The following is a 22,830-nucleotide window of genomic DNA, read 5'->3' as shown; positions in this document are numbered from 1 at the left end:
CTGCATGACGAAAATCCGTTAAACTGTTGCATGCCTGCATCTTATAAGATGTAGCGCATTTAAGAGACATCGCCACAGTTCTCCATATTTCAGGGTCCCTACCCTTTGCTGAGGCTTGCGGGATGTTTCAGCGCTTCAAACGCCTTGATCGCAATCGCAAGCCTGTCCGCGAGCTTCTTGCGCCACTCGGGGTTGCTGATAAGCTTTTCGTCCTCGGCATTGGACAAATATCCGATTTCGATCAACACGGATGGCACGTCCGGCGCGCGCAGCACCTGAAAACCGGCAAAGCGATGCGGATTGTTGATGAGGTTCACCTGCCCTTGCAGGGAGTGAATCACCTTTTCGGCAAAGCTCAGCGAAAATGTGTGCGTTTCCCGCCTGGTCAGATCGAGAAGAATGTCGGTAACCTCGGGCTGCTCCTCGGGCGCCGCACCTGCAAGGGTGTCGGACTTGTTTTCCCGCTCAGCCATGGCGCGCGCAACAGAGTCCGATGCCTTGTCGGAAATCGTATAAACCGTCGCGCCGCGAATATCGTGCTGGTTGATCGTATCGGCATGGATGGAGATGAACAAATCCGCTTCATGCTGGCGGGCGATCCTCACCCTTTCGGAAAGCCGCAGAAAAGTGTCGTCCTCGCGCGTCATGAGAACCTTGATGTTCTTGTCCTGCGCCAGACGATCTCTGAGTTCCTGCCCGAAAGCGAGCGTCAGGTCTTTTTCCTTGATGCCGCTAAGGCTTTCCGCGCCACTGTCAATTCCACCGTGCCCGGGATCGATCATGATCGTGAACGGGCGAGCCGTCCCATTCTGCGACGCGGCCCGAACCGGCTTTTCATCGCGATCGGTGGAACTGGTTATTTCCTTGCGGCCCTGCAACTGATCCGCAAATTCCCGGTCTGAGGTCGCAACAATATCCGCCACAAGGCGATAGCCTGATGCGCTTTCATTTTTCAGAACGCGCAGATCCGCCACCTTGAACGGACCGCGGAGTGTCAGGATGAGGCGCGAACGCCCCTTGCCCACGAGGCCGTAGCGAACGCGAGACACGAGGCCCCGAGGCTCCATACTCTTTTCATCGAAACCGAAGCGTGTTTCAGGCAGATCGACGACAAGCCGATGCGGATTGTCGAGAAGCAGGGTCGACAGCTTGGGCTCCCTGTCGAACATGACGACGATGCGCGTCCGCAAATCGTCGCCCGCCATCCGGAAAGTCAGCGCAGCCAGCGGCGAAGTCACGCGATCGGCCGCATAGACGGAGGCGGACTGGAACGGCAGAACCGACAAAAGGGCCAACAACGCCAGAAGGCATCGCAAATTCAGCAATCGTGTCATCGCGTTTTCAGCGCTTCGAAAATGCATCGGCTGCCACAATCAGGAACATCATTTGGATGACTGGTATCAATAATCGCGATACCGGCACGCTTGTCCTGCACCCTCTCGCTCGAATACCCATTGAAACACTCGTACAGAACTACAGTTAATGAAGGATTTCCAGCCGTATTTCGACCTTGAATCGGGCCTATACTCAGCTTTCGGCGAAATTGCGATGCGAAAGTCAAATGATATTCGCACTTGTCATCGTTCAAACGACGCCATAAAAGCTATGGAAGGTTTTGGGTGAACTATCAGAATCGTTTGCCGGTTCTCTAAACGAACCGCAAGGAATGGTAGCGAAAACAGCGGCATATTCATTCGTCGCTCCCAATAACCGGCACAGAATTCAGCGGAGATGTGGCTCCCCCGCCCTCCGTTTCCATCGGCCGACTGCGCATCTTTACGTGCTGTCGCCAACGCTCGAAAAGAGCAAAGAGGTCGACCCGGCTTTCCCGGGTCATATATGAGGTCGTTTCGTTCGGAACAGCTATGGGTCAAGCAAGACTGACCATTGCGAGCCTGAAGACCGTGATCGCCACGAGGCCATCGCGCGCGGAGGCAGCAGCTTTTATTCCGACGAACCCAGAACCATCCGGCAGATGCAACGCAATGAGCACGACAGCCCGCAGGGTTTCGTCCGGCGCACGCGTTTTGCGTCTTCGCGCCGGCAGGAAAGACAATAATGTCCAACAAAATGCTTATAGATGCCTCCCACCCGGAGGAGACCCGGGTCATCGTTACTCGGGGCAACAAGATTGAAGAATTCGACTTCGAGTCGGAACATAAGAAGCAGCTGAAAGGCAACATCTACCTCGCACGCGTAACCCGCGTCGAACCTTCGCTTCAGGCTGCGTTCGTGGAATATGGCGGCAACCGTCATGGCTTCCTCGCATTTTCGGAAATTCATCCCGACTACTACCAGATCCCGGTAGCTGATCGTCTCGCGCTGCTTGAGGCGGAAGCCAAAGCCGCACGTGCGGAAGACGACGAAGACGAGCCGCGCGCCAAGAGTGAGCGGAGCGAGCGGAATGATCGGAATGACAGGTCTCGCCGTAACCGGCGTCGCGGACGCCGTGACGGCCAGAACGGCGACGCGCAGGCCAATGCGTCCGACAACGGATTGCCGGCGGCTGAGCCGGTCGGTCCGGCATTTGAAAATTACGTGCCCGGCACACCGGCCATGGCCCTCTCGCAAAAAAGCGATGTGATCTCAGAAGCCCTCGATAACGGGGATGAGGATGACATTGAACATGAAGAGGACATGGTCGAATCCGTTGGTTCGGAAGACGCGCTTGAAGAGCTTCCGACGCATGCGCGCACCAATCGCCGCCAGTACAACATTCAGGAAGTGATCAAGCGTCGCCAGATTCTTCTGGTTCAGGTCGTCAAGGAAGAGCGCGGCAACAAGGGCGCGGCTCTCACCACCTATCTCTCGCTTGCGGGACGCTATTCGGTTCTGATGCCGAACACTGCGCGCGGCGGCGGCATTTCGCGCAAGATCACCAACCCTCAGGACCGCAAGCGCCTCAAGGAGATCGTAAAGGAACTCGAAGTGCCGCAGGGCATGGGTGTGATCCTGCGCACGGCTGGCGCAAACCGGACCAAGGCCGAAGTCAAGCGCGACTACGAATATCTGATGCGTCTTTGGGAAAATGTGCGCACGCTGACGCTGCAATCGACGGCGCCTGCCCTCGTCTATGAGGAAGGCAGCCTGATCAAGCGTTCGATCCGTGACCTTTACAACAAGGACATTTCGGAAATCCTCGTTTCCGGCGAAAACGGCTACCGCGAGGCCAAAGACTTTATGCGCATGCTCATGCCGAGCCATGCCAAGGTCGTCCAGCCTTACCGTGAGCAGGTGCCAATCTTCACACGCAACGGCGTGGAAGCCCAGCTCGACCGCATGTTGCTGCCGCAGGTCACGCTCAAATCGGGCGGCTACCTGATCATCAACCAGACGGAAGCGCTGGTTGCCATCGACGTCAATTCGGGTCGCTCGACACGAGAGCATTCCATCGAGGACACGGCGCTCCAGACCAATCTGGAAGCTGCCGAAGAGGTTGCGCGCCAGCTGCGCCTGCGCGACCTTGCCGGCCTGATCGTCGTCGACTTCATCGACATGGAAGAAAAGCGCAACAATCGCGCTGTCGAAAAGAAGATGAAGGACTGCCTGAAGGATGATCGCGCCCGCATTCAGGTGGGCCGCATCTCGCATTTCGGCCTTCTGGAAATGTCGCGCCAGCGTATCCGTGCATCCGTGCTTGAAAGCACGATGCAGGTCTGCCCGCATTGCGGCGGCACCGGCCATATCCGCTCGGATTCCTCCATGGCGCTGCACATCATTCGCGGCATCGAGGATTATCTGCTGCGTCATTCCGGTTTCGACATTCACGTCCGCACACCGGCTTCGTCGGCGCTTTATGTCCTCAATCACAAGCGTCAGCTTCTGGCTGATCTGGAAGGACGCTTTGGTGTAGCGATCAGCATTGATGCCGATGAGAGCGTCGGCTATCAGCATTTCGTCATCGACAAGGGTGCGCCATCCACACGGCCTATCACCCAGCCGCCGGTGCAGCCGATGGCCTATATCGAGGACGATATCGAAGATCCGGAAATCCCGGTCGATGAGGACGAAGCCGAAGAAGAAACGAAGGCTGATGTTCAGGCTTCTGAAGAGCGCGGTGAAGAAGGTGACCGCAAGCGCCGTCGCCGTCGCCGTCGTCGCGGCGGTCGTGATCGCGAGGGCCAGGAGCAGTCCGCGAAGTCCGATTCCGTCTCGGAAGAATCGTCTGACGAAGACGATGATGCCGATGAGTCTCAACAAACATCTTCCAATGCTTCCTTGAGCGAGGAAGATCGTCGCAAGAAGCGCCGCCGCGGTCGCCGGGGCGGTCGCAAGAATCGTCGCGACGATGAACCGCGTGCGCGCAAGGTTCCTGATCCCGAGTTTGTCGGATACACGCCGGTCCTGCCGGTAAAGATCGAGGAAACAGTAGTCGAAGAAATAGCAGCCGTAGCGGTCGAACCAGCCGCAGAAGCCGCGGAAACGCCTGCTCCAGCGGTAGAACCGGTGGCCGAAGAGAAGCCAGCCAAGCCTGCACGCAAGCCCCGCGCCCGCAAGTCTGCCAAGACTGAAGATGCGGCTGAGGAGGTTGTTGCAGCTGAGGCTGAAGAAAAGCCTGCGAAGCCCGCCCGCAAGACCCGCGCTCGCAAGAAGGCGGTCGAAGAGGCTCCTGCCGAACCGGTGGCGGTTGAAGCCACCGACGAACCCGAAGCAGAAGCGGAAAAGCCCAAGCGTCGTACCCGCCGAGCAGCGGCAAAGCCAGCGGCCGAAGTCGAAGACACGGTGGCGATTGAAGCTGACGTGGCGACGATTGCCGAACCGGAGAAGAATGCGGAACCTGTTGTAACCTCAAGCGAAAGCGAAGAGCAGAAGCCCAAGCGCGCCGGCTGGTGGCAGAAGAAGGGCTTCTTCTGAGAACCGCTTCAGGATTGAAATGAAAAAACCGGCGGAAACGCCGGTTTTTCTTTGCTTTAGAGCAGTTCCTGCTCTGACAGAGTCGCCGGGAGCCGCTCTAACTATTTGTTTTATCGCATTATCCAACGCATCGAAGCGGGTTAAGAAATCAGTCCAGTGAACTGATTTCCCCGCGTAGACGTTTCACGCTTTTGCTGGAAATGCTCCAGAAGCTTAGTTTTCCAGGGCCCGAGCCGGGGTTCAGGCTCTCTGCTGTGGCAACCAGTCTTCTAACCGGCGAACAGCCTCTTCCATTTCCTCGATCTTGCCCGCATAGGAAAAGCGCATCGTCCGATGGCCGTCCAGCGGATCGAAATCGCGTCCCGGGGTTGCTGCAATGTTGATTTCGGCGATCATCCGGCGGGCAAATTCCATACTGTCATTGGTGAAACGCGATACATCGCAATAAGCATAAAAGGCCCCGTCCATCGGCGCAGCAAGGCTGAGGCCGATACGTGGGAGATGATCCAGCAGGATCAGCCGGTTCTGGCGATAGCGATCCTTCACCCGTTCAAGTTCCGCCGTTGCATGGAAGGCTTCGATGGCGGCGCGCTGCGAAAGCTCCGGTGCGGAGATATAAAGGCTCTGGCTCAGTCGCTCGATGGCGCGCGTATCGCTTTCGGGCAAAACCATCCAGCCGATACGCCAGCCGGTCATGCAGTAATATTTTGAGAATGAGTTGATGACGGTCACATCATTGGAAATCTCCAACGCGGTGACATCATCCGCCTCGTAGGAAAGCCGGTGATAGATTTCGTCCGAGATCACCCGGATACCCAGATCGCGAGCCGTTTCAATGATCGCCTTGAGTTCCGGCTTGTCGATGACAGCGCCGGTCGGATTGGCCGGGCTTGCAAACAGAACGCCCTTCAAAGGTTTCTCGGCATGCGCCGCCGCAAGCGCTTCGGCGGTCAATGACGCCGAGGTTCCATTGCCCGTCGGTATCTCCACGACCTCAAGGCCAAGCGCGGTCAATATGTTGCGGTAGGCGGGATAGCCGGGGCGTGTAATGGCAACCCGGTCGCCCGGATCGAAATAGACGACAAAGGCCAGATTGAAGGCAGCGGATGAGCCAGTGGTTACGGCAATGCGTTCCGGCGAGACCGAAATCCCGTAGTGATCGGCATAATGCGCAGCAATCGCCTCCCGCAGTTCAATCAGCCCCAGAGCGTCCGTATAGCCGATGCGCCCGTCCTTCAAGGCGCGTTCGGCAGCTTGCCGGACAGCGGCGGGTGCGGGATCGGCTGGCTGGCCTACCGCCATGGAAATGATCGGATGCCCGGCTGCACGACGGCGGTTGGCCTCTGCCAGAACGTCCATGGCGTGAAAGGGCTCAACTGCGCTGCGGCTGGAAAGAGTAACCACCATTACCTCCAAAAAATTGCGAATGTCGCTTTCTGAACCCGCCGTATAATCGCCGGATTGCTAAAGCAACAGCACCTTTCGAGAAAATACGACCAAATAGATTATCCCAACCTCCGCCTATCGGTGATTGAAAGCAAAGGCTATAAGATTCGCGCCGGTTTGAAGAAGGAAGAGCAGCACGATGGGGATGATGACTTCACCTTTCCCAGCCAGAAGATTTTCTTTCCATAGGATGGTCAGACGTTCGGTCGCTGTAATGGCCGCGGCGTCCATAGCCGTCACCAGTGCCCTGCCCGCATTCGCGCAGTCGCGCGGGGGTGGCGTTCCCATCGTTCGAGACGCGGAAATCGAGGCCCTTGTTGCCGATTATGCCGCACCGATCCTCAAGGCGGCCGGACTGGGCGGCCGCGGCGTTCGCGTCATCCTGGTCAATTCGCCGAGTTTCAATGCCTTCGTTGATGGCCGCCGTATTTTCATCAACACGGGCGCAATCATGCAGGCGGAAACACCCAATGAAATCATCGGTGTGATCGCGCACGAATCGGGCCACCTCGCGGGCGGCCATCAGGAGCGCCTGCGCGAACAATTGAGCCGGGCTCGCAATATGGCGATCATCGGCATGCTGCTGGGCGTTGGCGCGGGTGTGGCCGGTGCCGCAAGCGGTAGCGGCAACGCGGCAGGTGCCGGCGCGGGTATCGCAATGGGTTCGGGCGAAATGGCCATGCGCAGTGTGCTCAACTATCAGCGCACCGAGGAAATGACGGCCGATCGCCTCGCCGTGAACTATCTCAATGCCACCGGGCAATCCACCAAGGGAATGCTCGACACTTTCGAGCGCTTTGCATCGGCCTTGTCGCTCACCGGCACACAGATCGATCAGTACCGCATCAGCCACCCATTGCCGCGTGAGCGCATTGCCAATCTGGAAGAGCTTGCGAGAAAGAGCCCCTATTTCAACAAGACCGATTCACCGGCCCTTCAGCTGCGCCACGATATGGCGCGCGCGAAGATCGCCGCTTATTCGGGCAATATGGGCGCGCTTCAACGCATGTTCCGCAATAATCCCGGCGGCCTCCCTGCCCGTTATGGCAATGCCATCACGACATTCCTGAACGGCTCGGCCCGCGCCGCATTGCCCAAGTTCGATGCCTTGGTCAAGGAGCAGCCGAAGAGCCCATATTTCCAGGAAATGCGCGGCGAAGTCCTGCTGAAAGCAAACGATGCTTCGGGAGCGGCAAAGGCTTTCCAGAAGGCTGTTTCGCTCGATCCGCGTAAATCGCCGCTGTTGCGCATGAGCTATGGGCGCGCCCTTATGCTCACCGGCGCCAAGGCGAACATGCCGACGGCGATCAAGGAGATCAAGGCCGGCATCGCATCCGATCCGGAGTTTCCAGGCGGCTATGCCTATCTCGCGCAGGCATATGGCCAGCAAGGGGATATGGCGCTCGCAGACCTCGCCACCGCCGACATGAACTATTATTCTGGCAAGCTTCAGCAGGCCCAGATATTCGCCATCCGCGCGCAAAAGCAGATGAAGCCCCGCTCTCCGGAGTGGCTTCGTGCGCAGGACATCATCAATGCCAAGAAAAGCAAGTAAGGCGGCAATTTACGCCTGACGCCGATATTCAAGACAGATTGGAATTTGGAATGAAGAACGCAGTTTCCATAACAGTTGCCAGTGGCATTGCGGGCATTGCCGCCCTTGCATTGGGTTATTACGCGGGAACCGCCCGGCAAGCTCCGGCGGCTGCCCCGGTGGAAATCCCTGCCGCGGCGCCTGTGGCGATGAACCAGCAGGCGATCGAGAATGTCGTGCGCAATTATCTGATCCAGAACCCGGAACTGATGCTGGAAGTGCAAAGTGCGCTTGAAACCAAGCAGGCACGTGCAGCCCAGGAACAGATCAAGCAGGTATTGGCCGCCAATCGCAGCTCCCTTTACGATCCGAAGCATGATGCGGTCTTCGGTAATCCGGACGGCGACGTGACTGTCTACGAGTTCTTCGACTACAATTGCGGTTACTGCAAGCGGGCCCTGCCCGACATGGAAGCGATCCTGAAAACCGACAAGAATGTGCGGTTCGTCATGAAGGAATTCCCCATCCTCGGACCGGATTCCGCCAAGGCGCATGTCGTGGCACAGGCGTTCAGAGCGTTGATGCCGGAAAAATATGCTGAGTTCCACGAAGTACTGTTGGGCGCGCAAGAGCGCGCTACGGAAGATTCCGCCATCGCCGATGCCGTGAAACTGGGAGCCGATGAAACACAGCTGCGCGAAAAGATGAAGGACCCGGCCATTACCGGCGCATTCCAGCAGACCTATCAGTTGGCTCAGCAGTTGAACATCACCGGCACGCCATCCTACATCATCGGCGATGAACTGGTTCCCGGCGCAATCGGCGTGGATGGACTGGTCGAGAGAATCGCCGCTGCGCGTGCTGGCGCGAAAAACTAGGCAGCGGGTTCGCGGCTTGACGGATCACATTTGTGAAACAGTTTAAGCTGCGGCATTCGACAGCTGTATCAGACGAAGAGAATTGCCGTGTTGCCTGCCTTATTTTGCAAAGAATAGCGGGAAAAACCGGTTCGGCAAAACATCTGCAATGATTTAGAGGGTTTCAGCTTGCGTCCAAGCCCTCTATATGGAATGCGAAGTATACCGAAATTTCGTGGTAGTGCGTTATCAGTCGCGGACGGATATGGCAAAAACGGTTTTTGTTTTGAACGGCCCCAATCTCAACCTTCTCGGCAAACGAGAACCGGGGATATACGGTGTTGCAACGCTCGAGGATATCGAAGCGAGTTGCAAGCGTGAGGCTGAACAACTCGGACTTGATGTCGATTTCCGTCAGTCCAATTACGAAGGCGATCTGGTGACCTGGATTCAGGAAGCGGGCGATAAAGACGCCTATGTCCTCATCAATCCGGCCGCCTATAGCCACACTTCGGTTGCTATTCATGATGCAATCCGCTCGGCCAAGGTAAAGGCTGTGGAAGTGCATCTTTCGAACATACATGCGCGTGAGGCTTTCCGGCATCACTCCTATGTATCCGCAGTCGCCAAAGGCGTTATTTGCGGCTTTGGCGCGGAAGGATACCTGCTCGGTCTGCGCGCGCTTGCGGCAATTGCCAAAGAAGAAGAAAACAACGGGCAAAGCGTTAAAGGGGCCTGATATGTCCAGCAAAAACTCCGTCATCGACAAGGAAACGATCCGCGACCTGGCGGATATCCTCAATGAAACCGACCTGACCGACATCGAAGTCGAGCACGGTGACCTGCGTATCCGCGTTTCACGCAAGGTTACGGTCCAGGCCGCAGCGACTGTTATGCCTGCCGCAGCACCTGTTGCAGCCGCTCCTGCGCCGGTTGCAGCCGCCGCCGAGCCGACAAAGGCCGATCTGTCGAAGAACGCCGTTCCGTCACCGATGGTTGGCACCGCCTATCTCGCTCCGGCTCCGGGCGCCCGCAACTTCATCGAGGTTGGCGCGCAGGTGAAGGAAGGCCAGACCCTCCTCATCATCGAAGCCATGAAGACGATGAACCAGATTCCGGCCCCGCGCGCCGGCACTGTGAAGGCCATCCTCATCGAAGACGCTCAGCCGGTTGAATTCGGTGAGCCGCTCGTCGTAATCGAATAAGATAGCAGATTACGGCTTATTCAATGAACGGGCAGCAAAGCGCAATGTTTCAAAAGATACTCATAGCCAATCGTGGCGAAATCGCTCTTCGCGTGCTCAGGGCTTGCAAGGAACTGGGCATCAAGACCGTCGCCGTCCACTCCACGGCCGACGCCGACGCGATGCATGTGCGCCTGGCAGACGAAAGTGTGTGCATCGGCCCGCCGCCGTCGCGCGACAGCTATCTGAACATCCATCAGATTGTTGCTGCCTGCGAGATCACCGGCGCCGACGCAATCCATCCGGGTTACGGCTTCCTGTCGGAAAACGCCAAGTTTGCGGAAATTCTCGAAGCACACGGCATCACCTTCATCGGCCCCACCGCTTCGCATATCCGTATCATGGGCGACAAGATCGAAGCCAAGCGCACTGCAAAGCGCCTCGGCATTCCGGTCGTTCCGGGTTCCGATGGCGGTGTGACGGACGACGTGGAAGCTGCCCGCATCGCCAAGGAAATCGGCTATCCGGTCATCATCAAGGCTTCGGCCGGTGGTGGCGGACGCGGCATGAAGGTTGCCCGCAGCGAGGAAGATCTTTCCATCGCTCTTGCAACCGCCCGCTCCGAAGCTGGCGCAGCCTTCGGCGATGACGCAGTTTACATCGAGAAGTATCTCGAAAAGCCGCGTCACATCGAAGTCCAGGTCATGGGTGACGGGGCTGGCAATGCCATCCATCTGGGCGAACGCGACTGCTCGCTGCAGCGCCGCCACCAGAAAGTATGGGAAGAAGCCAACTCACCGGCGCTCAATGCCGAGGCACGCGACAAGATCGGCATGGTCTGCGCCAATGCCTGTGCGGAACTGGGCTATCGCGGTGCGGGAACGATCGAGTTCCTCTATGAAGACGGCGAATTCTATTTCATTGAAATGAACACGCGTCTTCAGGTGGAGCATCCGATCACGGAAGCCATCACCGGCATCGATCTTGTTCACGAACAGATTCGCGTTGCTGCCGGTCTCGGCCTGTCGGTAAAGCAGAAGGATATCCGCTTCTCCGGCCATGCAATCGAGTGCCGTATCAACGCGGAAGATCCGCTGACATTTGCGCCCTCGCCGGGCTTGATCACCCATTATCACACGCCGGGCGGCCTCGGCATCCGCGTGGATTCGGGCGTCTATTCCGGTTATCGCATTCCGCCATATTACGACAGCCTTATCGGCAAGCTCATCGTGCATGGTCGCAACCGCGTTGAATGCATGATGCGCCTGCGCCGTGCGCTGGACGAGTTCGTGGTGGATGGCGTGAAAACCACCCTGCCTCTCTTCCAGGATCTGATTGCCAATCAGGATATTGCCAACGGCGACTACGACATTCATTGGCTGGAAAAATACCTGGCCAAGAAAACCAAGAGCGAAAGCGCCTGACGAAAGTGACCGCAGGAGTGTCCCCGGACGACTATTCAATCGAACCGGAGCTGCTCCTGCGGGCCTACGCCACGGGAATATTTCCCATGGCCGAAGAAGCCCACGATCCGGAAGTCTTCTGGGTTCGTCCCGAGAGGCGTGGCGTTATCCCCCTTGATGGCTTCCATATTCCCAAAAGCCTCCAGAAAACGATCCGACAGGGCATTTTCGACATAAAGCTCGATAGCGATTTCGATGGCGTGATCGAAGGGTGCGCCAGCGGAACTGGCGAGCGCGCGCGCACGTGGATCAATGGTCCAATCCGCGAGGCCTACCGAAAACTGTTCGAGATCGGGCATTGCCATACAGTCGAAGCGTGGCATGACGGCAAGCTTGTCGGCGGACTTTACGGCGTCACGCTCGGACGCGCCTTTTTCGGCGAGAGCATGTTTACGCGCAAGCGGGATGCGTCCAAGGTCTGTCTGGCCTATCTGGTCCAGCATCTGGTCAGCCGAGGCTTCGTTCTTCTCGACACCCAGTTCACCACGCCGCATCTTGAGAGATTCGGCGCCGTGGAAGTTCCAAGGAAGAAATACGAGAAACTGCTGGAAACGGCGCTCGACGGAATAGCGCGTTTCTAGAGCACACTGCCTACGGCTTGCAGAGAATGATGCGCAACAAAAGGCTGGTTTATTTGCGCTGATCGGGCGGAGGCACTTCCGACTTCTGCTTGCAGTCCTTCAGCCAGACGTCATAGATTGGGTGCTCGACAGCATTGAGGCCGGGGCTATCGGCAAACATCCAGCCGGTAAAGATACGGCGTATTTTCCGATCCAGCGTAATCTCATCGACCTGAACGAAGCCGTCCGTGCGTGGCGCTTCATTCTCCGTACGCGAATAACAGACTTTCGGCGTCACCTGGAGCGCGCCGAACTGAACGGTCTCATTGATGTACACATCAAAGGTTGTGATGCGGCCTGTGATTTTGTCGAGACCCGAGAACTCCGCAACCGGATTGGTAATGCGTTCGGCCATCGCTGCCTGAAAGCAGCTGGCAGTCGCCATGAACGAGATCAGGGCAAGCTGAACAGCCCTTTTGATCGAGTTTTTTCCGTTGCCGGGAGATTGCTTCGTCAAAACGGAGATCCGCATCCAAAGGGTTAAATTAAGCTGGAACAATTCCTAAGCATGAATTGTGACGATTCGTTGCCCTGTCGCAAGCCGCAATGCAGCCCCGGGGCGTGAAGCAAACCATCTATCCTCAAGCCTTTTCGCGATGGCGTCAAAAGGCGGACATAAGAAATCCGGCGCGGATTAACGCGCCGGAGAAGAACCGAAACAGATTATCAGTTGCCCGGCGTCCAGGCATCGTACTCGCCGGTCACACGCGGACGTTCCGCAGGCTCCGCACCCGGACGGGCAATAGCGCCCTTCGGACGATAAGCCAGAGGAGAACCGGTAAGGTTCTGCAGATGCGGCTTCTGCCATTCGCGCGGACGATAGTCTTCCTTGGACGGCGGCGTATCGACCCGATGATGCATCCAGCCGTGCCAGCCGGGAGGAATAGCGCTTGCTTCCGCATAGCCATTGAAGATTACCCAGCGGCGCGTGCGGCCTTCGGAATCCTTGCCGCCCTGATAATAGATATTGCCGAACTCGTCCTCGCCGACCCGCTCGCCCTTGCGCCACGTATGAAACCGCGTACCGAGCGTCTGACCGTTCCACCAGGTGAAAACTTGCGTAATAAATTTCTTCATGACCTATTCCAGATCCATCATTGCCACGGGTGATCGGAACCACCGGGTTTTCTTGCTTATGGCCCTATCGCCCGGCCATGGCAAGGGTCAAGTTGCCGCTGTCACAAGAGTATGAAGAGCCAAAGCGCTGCGCGCTTCAGGCTTTTATATTTCCGCATGTCTTGATCCCCAAAACGGTCCCCGCTTGAAGTGACACGCTTTACATGCTCCAGCCTTCGAGTGACTTTTCCATCACCAGCACAGGTTCCTTGCAATTGGGATCGCCCCAATCTTCATTACGGCCGACCTTGCTGTAGCCCTTGCGCTCATAGAAAGTCACCGCTTTGGTGTTTCTCTCGATCACTTCGAGCTTCATCGTCCGGACACCCGGAAAAGCCATCTCGATTTCAGCGAGAAGCATCGTCCCGATACCCTGAACCTGTGCATCGGGGCGAACATAAAGCTGATGCAGCGAAGCCTTGCTTTCTTCCGACTGACTGGCAAAAGCCATTCCGTCGATACCGCCATTGCCATTATCGGTAACAATGAACTCCGAGTAAGGCTTCTTGAGATTGGCCTTCAGCACGGCGATGCTGTGCCACTGGGCGGTAACGGCATTCACCATTTCCCGCCCGAGAAGATCATCGAAGGTCGCGTGCCAGGTCGATACGAGCAGGTCATTTACTGCCTTGAGATCGGATTCTGTCGCGCTCCTGACCCACATTACTCTTCGATCCCGAGCTTGGCCTTGACCAGTTCATTGACGGATTGCGGGTTGGCCTTGCCGCCCGTTGCCTTCATGACCTGACCGACGAACCAGCCAGCCAGTGTCGGCTTGGCTTTCGCCTGCTCGACCTTTTCCGGGTTGGCGGCGATAACGTCGTCGACGGCCTTTTCGATGGCGCCGGTATCCGTGACCTGCTTCATGCCGCGTTCTTCAACGAGCTTCTTCGGGTCTCCGCCTTCATTCCAGACGATCTCGAAAAGGTCTTTAGCGATCTTGCCGGAAATCGTGCCTTCCTTGATGAGATCGATGATCGCGCCGAGCTGATCAGGAGTAATCGGCGATTCCTCGATATCCTTGCCCGCCCGGTTCAGCGCGCCAAGGAGATCGTTGATGACCCAGTTTGCAGCAGCCTTCCCGTCGCGACCGGCAGCAACTGCCTCATAGTAGTCAGCAATCGCCTTCTCGGTCACGAGGATGGAGGCGTCGTAAACGGAAATGCCTTGCGTTTCCACGAGGCGCTGCTTCTTGACGTCCGGCAATTCCGGCAGTTCTGCGGCCAACGCGTCGACGAAGGCCTGATCGAACTCGAGCGGCAGCAGATCGGGGTCGGGGAAATAGCGGTAGTCATGCGCTTCTTCCTTGGAGCGCATCGAACGTGTTTCACCCTTAACCGGATCGAACAGGCGTGTTTCCTGATCGATGGAACCGCCATCCTCAAGAATCGCTATCTGGCGGCGCGCTTCATACTCGATGGCCTGTCCGACGAAACGGATCGAGTTGACGTTCTTGATTTCGCAGCGCGTGCCGAATTCGCCACCGGGACGACGAACGGAAACGTTCACGTCGGCGCGCATCGAGCCTTCGTCCATATTGCCGTCGCAAGTGCCAAGATAACGGACAATCGTGCGCAGCTTGGTGAGATAGGCGCGCGCTTCATCCGACGAGCGCAGGTCCGGCTTCGACACGATTTCCATCAGCGCCACGCCTGAACGGTTCAAGTCGACATAGGACATGGTCGGATGCTGGTCGTGCATGGACTTGCCCGCATCCTGCTCCAGATGCAGGCGCTCGATGCCGATTTCCACGTCTTCGAACTGGCCCTTATTGTCCGGGCCGACCGAAATCATGATCTTGCCCTCGCCGACGATCGGCTGCTTGAACTGCGAAATCTGATAGCCCTGCGGCAAATCCGGATAGAAATAGTTCTTGCGATCGAAAACCGACTTCAGATTGATCTGGGCATTGAGCCCGATGCCCGTGCGTACCGCCTGCTTGACGCATTCCAGATTGATGACCGGCAACATGCCCGGCATGGCCGCATCAACCAGAGAAACATTGGAATTAGGCTCCGCACCAAACGAAGTGGAGGCGCCGGAAAACAGCTTGGATTCTGACGTGACCTGCGCATGGACTTCCATGCCGATGACGACTTCCCAGTCGCCCGTCGCGCCGGAAATGAAGCGTTTCGGTTCCGGCGTGCGCGTATCAATAAGGGTCATAGTAACTCGTCTATCTCTTCCTGTGCAACGCAATGCGCAGCAAAAATTCTACCTGACTTTGGCTAAAACAAACGGCGAAGACTGGCAAGCCTTCTCTGCCCTTCAGCGTGATTTGCTCAAGCTTTCGTATGCAGCTTCGCAGCCGGGACTTCGCTAAAACCTAGACGCCTGTAAAGTTTTTCGGCGCCAGAAGGGTTATCCCGCTCCACTTTCAAACTAACTGTTGTCTGACTGCGGTGGCAGAAAAGGCGAAGCACATGAACCAAAAGCGCTTCCCCCAAACCTTCCCGCCGCCTGCCTGGATCGACAACCAGATCCTTAATGAAAGCGCTATTCCAGCACTGCACAAATCGACAGACCGATGGGCCTGATCGAGAACCAGAACGGCCAGCTCGGGATCGTACTCATTATCGGTTATCAGCCCATTGTACCAGTTGTCGAAACCGGCAACCGAGCCGCCTCCATTGGCATAGGCACGAACCAGCAAATCATGGGTGGCGCGTGCATATTCGTGAGAGAACGCGGCTATGCTGACATCGGCTGGCCATGCAGGTTGGCGTGGCTCTTCGTGCATCGTCAGTTCCAGATGGAGATATGACAGTCCATTCATGTCACACCCTCGACCGCGAATTGCACTTGAAATGAAAAGGCCGCGCAGTGCGCGGCCTTTTCATATAAATCAAACCAGGAAGAATTAAGCCTCTTCGGACTTGTCTTCGTCGGCCTTCTTCTTGGGAGCAGCCTTCTTCTTCGCGGCAGCCTTCTTGGCAGGCTTTGCTTCCGAAGCTGCATCTTCGTCTTCAGCCGTCAGCTCTTCCTTCGAAACCTTCTTGTCGGTCACGCTGATGTTGGCGAGCAGATGGTCGACGACCTTTTCTTCGAAGATCGGGGCGCGCAGGTTGGCAACGGCATCCGGCGTCTTGCGCAGGAATTCGTAGATTTCCTTTTCCTGGCCCGGATAGCGACGAACCTGGTCGTAAACAGCGCGCTGCAGTTCTTCTTCCGTCACTTCCACGCCTGCCTTCTCGCCGATTTCGGAGAGAACGAGGCCAAGACGAACGCGACGTTCAGCGAGCTTGCGATATTCTTCGCGAGCAGCTTCTTCGGTGGTCTCTTCGTCTTCGAACGTGCGGCCAGCCTGCTGCAGGTCGAAGTTGATCTGCTGCCAGATGTTGTTGAACTCAGCGTCAACAAGCTTCTGCGGCGTTTCGAACTGGTAGTCACCGTCCAGCGCATCGAGAATCTGACGCTTTACCTTCTGGCGGGTGATCTGGCCGTACTGGCTTTCGATCTGTTCGCGAACAACCTGACGCAGACGCTCAAGCGATTCGATGCCGAGCTTCTTTGCGGCTTCGTCATCAAGAACGAGTTCGTTCGGCTTGGCAACTTCCTTGACCTTGATGTCAAAGGTAGCTTCCTTGCCAGCCAGGTGAGCGGCACCGTATTCAGCAGGGAACGTAACGTTGATGACCTTCTCGTCGCCAGCCTTGAGGCCAACGAGCTGCTCTTCGAAGCCCGGAATGAACTGGCCGGAACCGAGAACAAGCTGCGCGTCGTTGTCGGCGCCGCCTTCGAACGGCTCGCCGTCGAGCTTGCCCAGGTAATCGATGGTAACGCGATCTTCGTTTTCTGCCTTGCCCTTCTTGGTTTCGAAGGTGCGGGTCGAAGAAGCGATGCGCTTGACCTGCTCGTCGACTTCCTCATCGGAAATATCGACGACTTCACGGGTAACGGCGATCTTGGAGAAGTCCTTGACTTCGATTGCCGGCAGAACTTCGTAGTTCAGCGAGAAAACGAAATCGGCCTTGCCGTCGAGAACCTTTTCGGCCTCTTTTTCGTCTTCAGACATGATGACTTCAGGCTGGGTGGCCGACTTTTCGTTACGGTCAGCGAGAATCGAGCGCGACGAATCGTTGAGGATTTCGTTGACGATCTCGGCCATGAAGGACTTGCCGTACATCTTGCGCAGATGACCTGCAGGAACCTTGCCCGGACGGAAGCCGTTGATCTTGGCGCGACCGCGCGCAGTTTCGAGCCGCTCCGAGAGCTTGGCTTCGAGGTCCTTGGCCGGAACCACGACTTTGATCTCGCGCTTCAGCCCTTCATTGAGCGTTTCGGTAACCTGCATGTTCAAACCTTCACTTCTTGTCATTGTCCCGCCGTCACCGGCTTTCTTGCCTTGTCGCGGGAGAGAAATTCTTTTGCCTTATGGCAGTTGGTGCGGATGGAGGGACTCGAACCCCCACGGTCTCCCGCCAGAACCTAAATCTGGTGCGTCTACCAATTTCGCCACATCCGCTTCTGAACCGAAGCGCGTTCCTCAGAACACACCATTATTCGTCTCAGATATTGAACCGCCCCTCGAAAGCGCGCGTCTCTATATCATCCAATTTTCCCGGTTCAAAGGAAAAAAGCCACCTTCCCGGAGAGAATTACCGGGTTCGCTCTGGCTGCCCTTTTCCGCCTCTATATAGCGATCCTGTGACATCAGCCAACCCTTTTCAAAAAGGAGGTGCCGTCAGGGTCAATATAGCGGCTCCTGATAGAGCTGCCTTCCATCGTCTTGCAGGGCTTTGATGACCGGCGCGCCTTTCGGATCGACCGCAACAACGGCGGTGATGCGACGCTCTCGCTGGCTGTCCTCGATCGCCCGTCCCTGCCCTTCAGGTACATAATATCGTTCGATGCCGAAATTGAGACGAACATTCGATTGCGGATCATCGGATATGGAGGATGCGGCTTCGCCGCGAATCTGCACTTCGTCCGCAGCAAGGTCCGAAAGAGGAGCGAATGAAGCGCGTGAAATCCGCGCTATGCCGTTGGCGTCGGGCTTTACCGCCACATAGACGGCTCGCGAACCGGCGGAAGGCGTACCGCCGATCTCCTTCCTCGCGAGGCTGGAAATCTCGTAGGCAAGAACGACATAGTCACCACGCATCAGATCACGCGGGTCGAAAGGCTCCGTCTGGAGCGTCACTTCCGCGCCGGAGCGCAGGATCGAGGCGCGCTTTTCAATGGCGGCATAAAGAATGCCCGTTTGCAGCAATGCGGTTATGGCCGCCCCTACATAGAGCCATCTGAACCGGGTGGTCATGGATGCACCTCCACGCTGCTTTTCCTTCCGAACCGGTTCTCCATGCGCCGCACGAATGCCGCCAGCAGCAGGACCAGAATGCCCGCAGTCAGGAAGAAGCCGGAGGTGCCGATCATCGTGCCGACCGTTTCGAAAGCCAGATAGAGAACCTGGATCGAAAATGCGGCATAGGCGATGGAGCGCAACCCGCCATTGTTCCGCCCGGCTACCGCAATCGCTCCGATCGCAAGCGCCAGAATGAAGATGCTATATACTATATCCCTGTCCAGACCTGCGGAAATGCTGGAATAGGAAAACATCTGGTTGAGTTGAAGCGTGACGAGCGACAGCAGCGCCAGAAGCAGGCCATAGGCCGCGAGCGGATGAGCGAAGCGGGTCAGTCTCTGCATTGTTGCATGGGCAAAACCGTCGGCCAGTATGAGACCAATACCCACGATCAGCATAAGCACCAGCACGGTATTGCTTTCGCGCTCCGCATAGATGAGCAAAGCCCAGCCTATGGAGAACATCGCCCACAGGTGCGCCGCATGCCGCGAGTGCGTGAACAACGCCGCAGCGGCACCGAACGCCAATAGCAGCGGTCCGACCCAGCGATAGGTCAAGTCATCATAAGATGACGTGTCGAACACATATGTCGAAAGATAGAAGCAGGCGACGGCTGCCCCAAATGCAGCCAGCACCGGGGCGCGCAGAAGAAAGGCCGAAATCAGGACACCGACAGACCAGTAGATTGCCGCGGAATGGATGTCGCCGGACAAATGATACATTTGCCCTACAAGCGCCAGCCCCGCTCCGAAGGATGCAGCGCCTACAATATAGCATACTGGCGGAAACAGCTTGTCACCCCGCGCTTGCCGCCACGCACCACCGAGATAGCTTGCCCATATAAGAACGAATATGAGGCCGATGCGCATAAGACGCGGCATTTCCTGCCAGTTGGCGGCGACGAGCATGATAACGGCTGCACCAAGGAGCAGCCCGCCAAGGGTGGCCAGAACGGAACCGAGACTGAAGACCGAAGCTCGTTTTTCAAGGTCGGCATTCAGTTTCGATGCAGTCTCCGCATCGATCAGGCCGTCCCGCTGCCATCGCTCTATCAGGCGTTCAACAGAAATGGAAAATGACAAATTAGCTCCTGCTCATTCCGTCAGTTGTTGCTGCCGCAACCGTAAGCGGTTGAGAACATATAGGAAACCGCGCAGCCGGCAAAGAGTGGATCAAATCGCTTTGCGGCAATTTTGTGCCCTGCCACTCTAATCGATTTAGGGTGACGTGCAGAGCCCGCAAGGCAGCTATGCAAAGTCGGGTCTGCAACCTGCGAAAACAATAGCTTATATCATGGGCAACAAACGAGATGAATTGAACAGAACTCCAGTTCCTCAACGATGAAGGAATAGCACGATGAACCTGCTTCGCTCTTACAACAACTGGCGCCGTTACCGCGACACCGTCAATGAACTCAGCCAGCTCTCCACCCGTGAGCTGAACGATCTTGGCATCTCCCGCGCGGACATTCCGTTCGTGGCTCGCCAGACCAAGGCTCGCTAATTCAACGGGCCTCATAATTTTCCCGATAGGGATTTCTCCAAGTCTGGCTCCTCCTCCCACCAGACTTGGTTCATCGCCAAACCATCCTCCTCCCAGGTTTGGCGATAACAAGACCGGTTCTCCTCCTCCCAACACCGGTCTTACTATAATGGCATCCGTCGCTCCTCCTCCCGCGACGGATGCCATTTCTTTTTGCGGCTCCTTTCCCGTCTAGCCAGCCTTCTCCATTGAAGGCGCCCTGCAAAGGCGATATGGGAATGGCCATGTCAAACACATCCGATCTTACTCCCGTTCACGTCGTCGGCGGCGGCCTTGCCGGTTCTGAAGCTGCATGGCAGCTCGCGCAGGCGGGCGTGCCCGTCATACTGCACGAAATGCGCCCCGTGCGCGGCACCGATGCCCACAAGACCGAGCAGCTTGCCGAGCTGGTCTGTTCCAATTCATTCCGCTCGGATGATGCCGAAACCAATGCCGTCGGCGTCCTTCATGCCGAGATGCGCCTCGCCGGTTCGCTCATCATGGCTTGCGCCGATGCACATCAGGTTCCAGCTGGCGGTGCGCTGGCCGTCGACCGCGAAGGCTTTTCGCAAGCCGTCACGGCCAGGCTTGAAGCCCATCCGCTGATTACCATTGTTCGGGAAGAAGTCACCGGCCTGCCTCCGGCGGAATGGGGCACGACCATCGTTGCCACTGGCCCCCTGACCGCGCCTTCACTGGCGGAGGCCATTCAGGCGCAAACCGGCGCGGACGCTCTGGCCTTCTTCGATGCCATTGCGCCGATCATCCATTTTGATTCGATCAATATGGATGTGTGCTGGTTCCAGTCCCGCTATGACAAGGTTGGCCCCGGCGGCACCGGCAAGGACTATATCAACTGCCCGATGGACAAGGAGCAGTATGAGGCCTTCGTCGCCGCACTGGTTGAAGGCGACAAGACCGACTTCAAGGAGTGGGAAGGCACACCCTATTTCGATGGCTGCCTGCCGATCGAGGTCATGGCCGAACGGGGGCCGGAAACCTTGCGCCACGGCCCGATGAAGCCGATGGGCCTTACCAATGCGCATAACCCGACTGTAAAGCCCTATGCTGTCGTGCAGCTTCGCCAGGACAATGCGCTCGGCACGCTCTACAACATGGTCGGCTTCCAGACGAAGCTGAAATATGGCTCGCAGACAGGCATCTTCAAAATGATTCCGGGTCTGGAAAATGCGGAATTTGCGCGTCTCGGCGGCCTTCACCGCAACACTTATCTGAATTCTCCCGTGCTGCTCGACGCTACGCTTCGACTGAAATCACGCGAGACACTGCGCTTTGCCGGTCAGGTTACGGGCTGCGAAGGCTATGTGGAATCGTCAGCGATCGGCTTGCTGGCAGGCCGTTTCACTGCTGCGGAAAAGCTTGGACAGACACTGACGCCGCCTCCGGGAACCACCGCATTCGGTGCCCTGCTCGGGCATATTACGGGTGGGCATATCGTGGCGGATGACGAACCCGGTAAACGTTCGTTCCAGCCGATGAATGTCAATTTCGGCCTGTTCCCGCCTGTTGATGTTCCCAAGCCTGAAGGCAAGCGCCTGCGCGGCAAGGAAAAGACAATTGCCAAGAAGCGTGCGCTTTCCGCGCGTGCTCTGGCTGATTGTAGGCAATGGCTTGGGTTGGCCGAGTGATATTGCGATGGGCTTCAGTTCGAATGGACTGAAGCCTCTCCTTTTTGAATGCTTAGAAACTGGCTCTGAACATCAGCCATTGTTTCCGAATAGCCGAAATGTCCGCCACCTTCTCCACAGTCTCGGTGCCAAGGCGCTCGATTGCTCGCAGATAGGCCGGGACAAGCGCCAAAGGCAAAAATGCCGGAGCAAGGCTCTTCGGCAGTTGCGACTTGCTTTTCTCAAAAATCGCCAGATGCTCCCGCGCGAAAGCCAGCATGATGCTGATGACGCGTCCGGTGGCCGCTTTGTCTTCACCGGCAAGGAAGACCTCGCGAGTCACACCCACCGCCTGCAACATATCCGCCGGGACATAGAGTTGCCCACGCCGCCGATGAATGGGCATGAGACGAAGCAAACCGGTCACGGCCTGCGCGACGCCGGCATGGCCGGTTGTCTCGGTCTGTGCCTGCGCCGCGTCCCGGTCCAGTATAAAACCGGCCAGCTGGATGATCGCCGAAGCGGTTTCCCCGCAATAACCTTCCAGATCGTTGCGGCTCGGCATCGGATCGTCATAAAGATCAAAGATGCGCGCTTCGCAGTAATTGTCGAAGGCTGCTCGGGGCAATTCATATTTGTCGATTGTTCCGATAAGGGCTGCGGCAACGGGATGCGCTTCTGCGCTGCCCCTCGCCTCGCCGTTGATCAGATCACGCCACCATTGCAGGCGCACCTCTCCCGGCAGCGGTTCGTGGACCAGTTCGCGAATACGCGCAATTTCGGCATTGAACGCGTATAGTGCAGCCAGACCGCCGCGACGGTCTTCCGGCGCGTAAAGTACCGAAAGGTAGCGATCCCGGTCAGCTTCGCGAAGCAGTGCCAGGCAATGTGCCTCATTCTCGTTCATGGTATCAATCTACAGCAATCAGCGCCGCCGCAACCGCACGATCTTCGGCCAGAAGCACATTATAGGTGCGAACGGCAGCGCCGGTGCTCATTGGATCGGAAGAAATGCGATGGTCGCGCAAGATGGCGCGAACGTCTTCGGGAATCCGGCGCAGATCCATGCCCGTGCCTACCAGCAGGATTTCAATATCGGATGCCTGTTCCAGGATCATTTCCAGATCGGCTTTAGCCAGCAAGGGCGGCGTGGCGGGTTCCCAGCCGTGAATTCCCGAGGGGAGACACAGGATCGATCCGCGATGCGACATTTCCGCAAAGCGAAAGCCCCCATTGCCATAGGCATCAATGGGCGCGCGGCCGGGAAAATGGGCCTCTCTTATCTCTATCCCATGGGCCATT

General features: G+C 57.2%; 23 protein-coding genes and 1 tRNA gene. 10 read left to right on the top strand and 14 right to left on the bottom strand.

Annotated features, from left to right (window positions below):
* Window positions 1-98: 98 nt before the first annotated feature.
* Window positions 99-1,334 carry an N-acetylmuramoyl-L-alanine amidase gene (locus OINT_RS05035; RefSeq protein WP_031352776.1) on the bottom strand — a complete coding sequence of 412 codons (1,236 nt, stop codon included), beginning with the start codon at window positions 1,332-1,334 and terminating at the stop codon, window positions 99-101.
* 536 nt (window positions 1,335-1,870) lie between these two features.
* Window positions 1,871-2,056: a hypothetical protein gene (locus tag OINT_RS05030; RefSeq protein WP_006466695.1), complete on the bottom strand. Its 186-nt coding sequence runs from the start codon at window positions 2,054-2,056 to the stop codon at window positions 1,871-1,873.
* A 2-nt stretch (window positions 2,057-2,058) separates the two neighbouring features.
* Here OINT_RS05030 and OINT_RS05025 point away from each other — a divergent pair, with 2 nt between their 5' ends.
* A complete protein-coding gene (locus OINT_RS05025; protein ID WP_006466694.1) occupies window positions 2,059-4,854 on the top strand; it encodes an Rne/Rng family ribonuclease in 2,796 nt (931 codons plus the stop codon).
* Window positions 4,855-5,094: 240 nt separating this feature from the next.
* On the opposite strand, the gene OINT_RS05020 is transcribed toward OINT_RS05025, so the two are convergent.
* Entirely contained in the window at window positions 5,095-6,258 is a 1,164-nt protein-coding gene (locus OINT_RS05020) for a pyridoxal phosphate-dependent aminotransferase (protein ID WP_039852934.1), read from the bottom strand.
* A gap of 181 nt (window positions 6,259-6,439) precedes the next feature.
* On the opposite strand from OINT_RS05020, the gene OINT_RS05015 reads away from it, so the two are divergent.
* The 6 genes from OINT_RS05015 (at window position 6,440) to aat (ending at window position 11,919) form a co-directional block, all read left to right on the top strand.
* Window positions 6,440-7,855, top strand: a complete 1,416-nt coding sequence (locus OINT_RS05015; RefSeq protein ID WP_039852546.1) for a M48 family metalloprotease — start codon at window positions 6,440-6,442, stop codon at window positions 7,853-7,855.
* A 50-nt stretch (window positions 7,856-7,905) separates the two neighbouring features.
* A complete protein-coding gene (locus tag OINT_RS05010) occupies window positions 7,906-8,712 on the top strand; it encodes a DsbA family protein (RefSeq protein ID WP_022567802.1) in 807 nt (268 codons plus the stop codon).
* A 244-nt stretch (window positions 8,713-8,956) separates the two neighbouring features.
* Entirely contained in the window at window positions 8,957-9,430 is a 474-nt protein-coding gene (gene aroQ, locus OINT_RS05005) for a type II 3-dehydroquinate dehydratase (protein WP_006472126.1), read from the top strand.
* A 1-nt stretch (window position 9,431) separates the two neighbouring features.
* A complete protein-coding gene (accB, locus tag OINT_RS05000) occupies window positions 9,432-9,896 on the top strand; it encodes an acetyl-CoA carboxylase biotin carboxyl carrier protein (protein ID WP_006466687.1) in 465 nt (154 codons plus the stop codon).
* A 44-nt stretch (window positions 9,897-9,940) separates the two neighbouring features.
* A complete protein-coding gene (gene accC, locus OINT_RS04995; RefSeq protein ID WP_006472125.1) occupies window positions 9,941-11,299 on the top strand; it encodes an acetyl-CoA carboxylase biotin carboxylase subunit in 1,359 nt (452 codons plus the stop codon).
* 50 nt (window positions 11,300-11,349) lie between these two features.
* Window positions 11,350-11,919, top strand: coding sequence for a leucyl/phenylalanyl-tRNA--protein transferase (gene aat / locus OINT_RS04990; protein ID WP_031352423.1), 570 nt, complete (start codon window positions 11,350-11,352; stop codon window positions 11,917-11,919).
* A 49-nt stretch (window positions 11,920-11,968) separates the two neighbouring features.
* Here aat and OINT_RS04985 read toward each other — a convergent pair whose 3' ends face one another.
* The 5 genes from OINT_RS04985 to OINT_RS24045 all read right to left on the bottom strand — a co-directional run bounded on the left by OINT_RS04985 (window position 11,969) and on the right by OINT_RS24045 (window position 15,587).
* Complete coding sequence (locus OINT_RS04985) at window positions 11,969-12,430, bottom strand: DUF2155 domain-containing protein (RefSeq protein ID WP_021585073.1); 462 nt, start codon at window positions 12,428-12,430, stop codon at window positions 11,969-11,971.
* 194 nt (window positions 12,431-12,624) lie between these two features.
* Window positions 12,625-13,035 (bottom strand): NADH:ubiquinone oxidoreductase subunit NDUFA12, encoded by a 411-nt coding sequence (locus tag OINT_RS04980; RefSeq protein ID WP_006466683.1) that lies wholly within the window; start codon window positions 13,033-13,035, stop codon window positions 12,625-12,627.
* A gap of 199 nt (window positions 13,036-13,234) precedes the next feature.
* The gene (locus tag OINT_RS04975) at window positions 13,235-13,738 is read right to left on the bottom strand and encodes a GNAT family N-acetyltransferase (protein ID WP_006466682.1); all 504 of its coding nucleotides are present in this window, start codon (window positions 13,736-13,738) and stop codon (window positions 13,235-13,237) included.
* Window positions 13,738-15,240 (bottom strand): Asp-tRNA(Asn)/Glu-tRNA(Gln) amidotransferase subunit GatB, encoded by a 1,503-nt coding sequence (gene gatB, locus OINT_RS04970; RefSeq protein ID WP_006472121.1) that lies wholly within the window; start codon window positions 15,238-15,240, stop codon window positions 13,738-13,740. Before gatB ends, OINT_RS04975 begins: the two co-directional genes overlap by 1 nt.
* A gap of 116 nt (window positions 15,241-15,356) precedes the next feature.
* Window positions 15,357-15,587, bottom strand: coding sequence for a GNAT family N-acetyltransferase (locus tag OINT_RS24045; RefSeq protein ID WP_328284836.1), 231 nt, complete (start codon window positions 15,585-15,587; stop codon window positions 15,357-15,359).
* 14 nt (window positions 15,588-15,601) lie between these two features.
* Between OINT_RS24045 and OINT_RS24355 the strand changes: the two genes are divergently transcribed.
* The gene (locus tag OINT_RS24355) at window positions 15,602-15,838 is read left to right on the top strand and encodes a hypothetical protein (RefSeq protein ID WP_022567806.1); all 237 of its coding nucleotides are present in this window, start codon (window positions 15,602-15,604) and stop codon (window positions 15,836-15,838) included.
* Window positions 15,839-15,934: 96 nt separating this feature from the next.
* On the opposite strand, the gene tig is transcribed toward OINT_RS24355, so the two are convergent.
* The 4 genes from tig to OINT_RS04945 all read right to left on the bottom strand — a co-directional run bounded on the left by tig (window position 15,935) and on the right by OINT_RS04945 (window position 19,461).
* Window positions 15,935-17,368 (bottom strand): trigger factor, encoded by a 1,434-nt coding sequence (tig, locus tag OINT_RS04960; RefSeq protein WP_031352424.1) that lies wholly within the window; start codon window positions 17,366-17,368, stop codon window positions 15,935-15,937.
* Between the two features lie 88 nt (window positions 17,369-17,456).
* Window positions 17,457-17,539: transfer RNA gene (locus OINT_RS04955), tRNA-Leu, on the bottom strand.
* Window positions 17,540-17,764: 225 nt separating this feature from the next.
* Window positions 17,765-18,334 (bottom strand): GDYXXLXY domain-containing protein, encoded by a 570-nt coding sequence (locus tag OINT_RS04950; RefSeq protein WP_006466678.1) that lies wholly within the window; start codon window positions 18,332-18,334, stop codon window positions 17,765-17,767.
* Entirely contained in the window at window positions 18,331-19,461 is a 1,131-nt protein-coding gene (locus tag OINT_RS04945) for a DUF2157 domain-containing protein (protein WP_006466677.1), read from the bottom strand. The genes OINT_RS04950 and OINT_RS04945 overlap by 4 nt, the downstream gene beginning before the upstream one ends.
* A gap of 274 nt (window positions 19,462-19,735) precedes the next feature.
* On the opposite strand from OINT_RS04945, the gene OINT_RS22800 reads away from it, so the two are divergent.
* The gene (locus OINT_RS22800; protein WP_006466676.1) at window positions 19,736-19,882 is read left to right on the top strand and encodes a DUF1127 domain-containing protein; all 147 of its coding nucleotides are present in this window, start codon (window positions 19,736-19,738) and stop codon (window positions 19,880-19,882) included.
* Between the two features lie 263 nt (window positions 19,883-20,145).
* Entirely contained in the window at window positions 20,146-21,549 is a 1,404-nt protein-coding gene (gene trmFO, locus OINT_RS04940) for a methylenetetrahydrofolate--tRNA-(uracil(54)-C(5))-methyltransferase (FADH(2)-oxidizing) TrmFO (RefSeq protein ID WP_006472116.1), read from the top strand.
* A 52-nt stretch (window positions 21,550-21,601) separates the two neighbouring features.
* Here the strand turns inward: trmFO and OINT_RS04935 are convergent, their stop codons facing one another.
* Complete coding sequence (locus tag OINT_RS04935) at window positions 21,602-22,435, bottom strand: phytoene/squalene synthase family protein (RefSeq protein WP_006466674.1); 834 nt, start codon at window positions 22,433-22,435, stop codon at window positions 21,602-21,604.
* A 4-nt stretch (window positions 22,436-22,439) separates the two neighbouring features.
* Window positions 22,440-22,829: an Mth938-like domain-containing protein gene (locus OINT_RS04930; RefSeq protein ID WP_006466673.1), complete on the bottom strand. Its 390-nt coding sequence runs from the start codon at window positions 22,827-22,829 to the stop codon at window positions 22,440-22,442.
* Between the last annotated feature and the right edge of the window lies 1 nt (window position 22,830).

This window comes from Brucella intermedia LMG 3301, from assembly GCF_000182645.1.
Classification (GTDB): domain Bacteria; phylum Pseudomonadota; class Alphaproteobacteria; order Rhizobiales; family Rhizobiaceae; genus Brucella; species Brucella intermedia.
The sequence above is the reverse complement of the archived record's forward strand: the minus strand, read 5'-3'. Positions and strand labels throughout refer to the sequence as shown.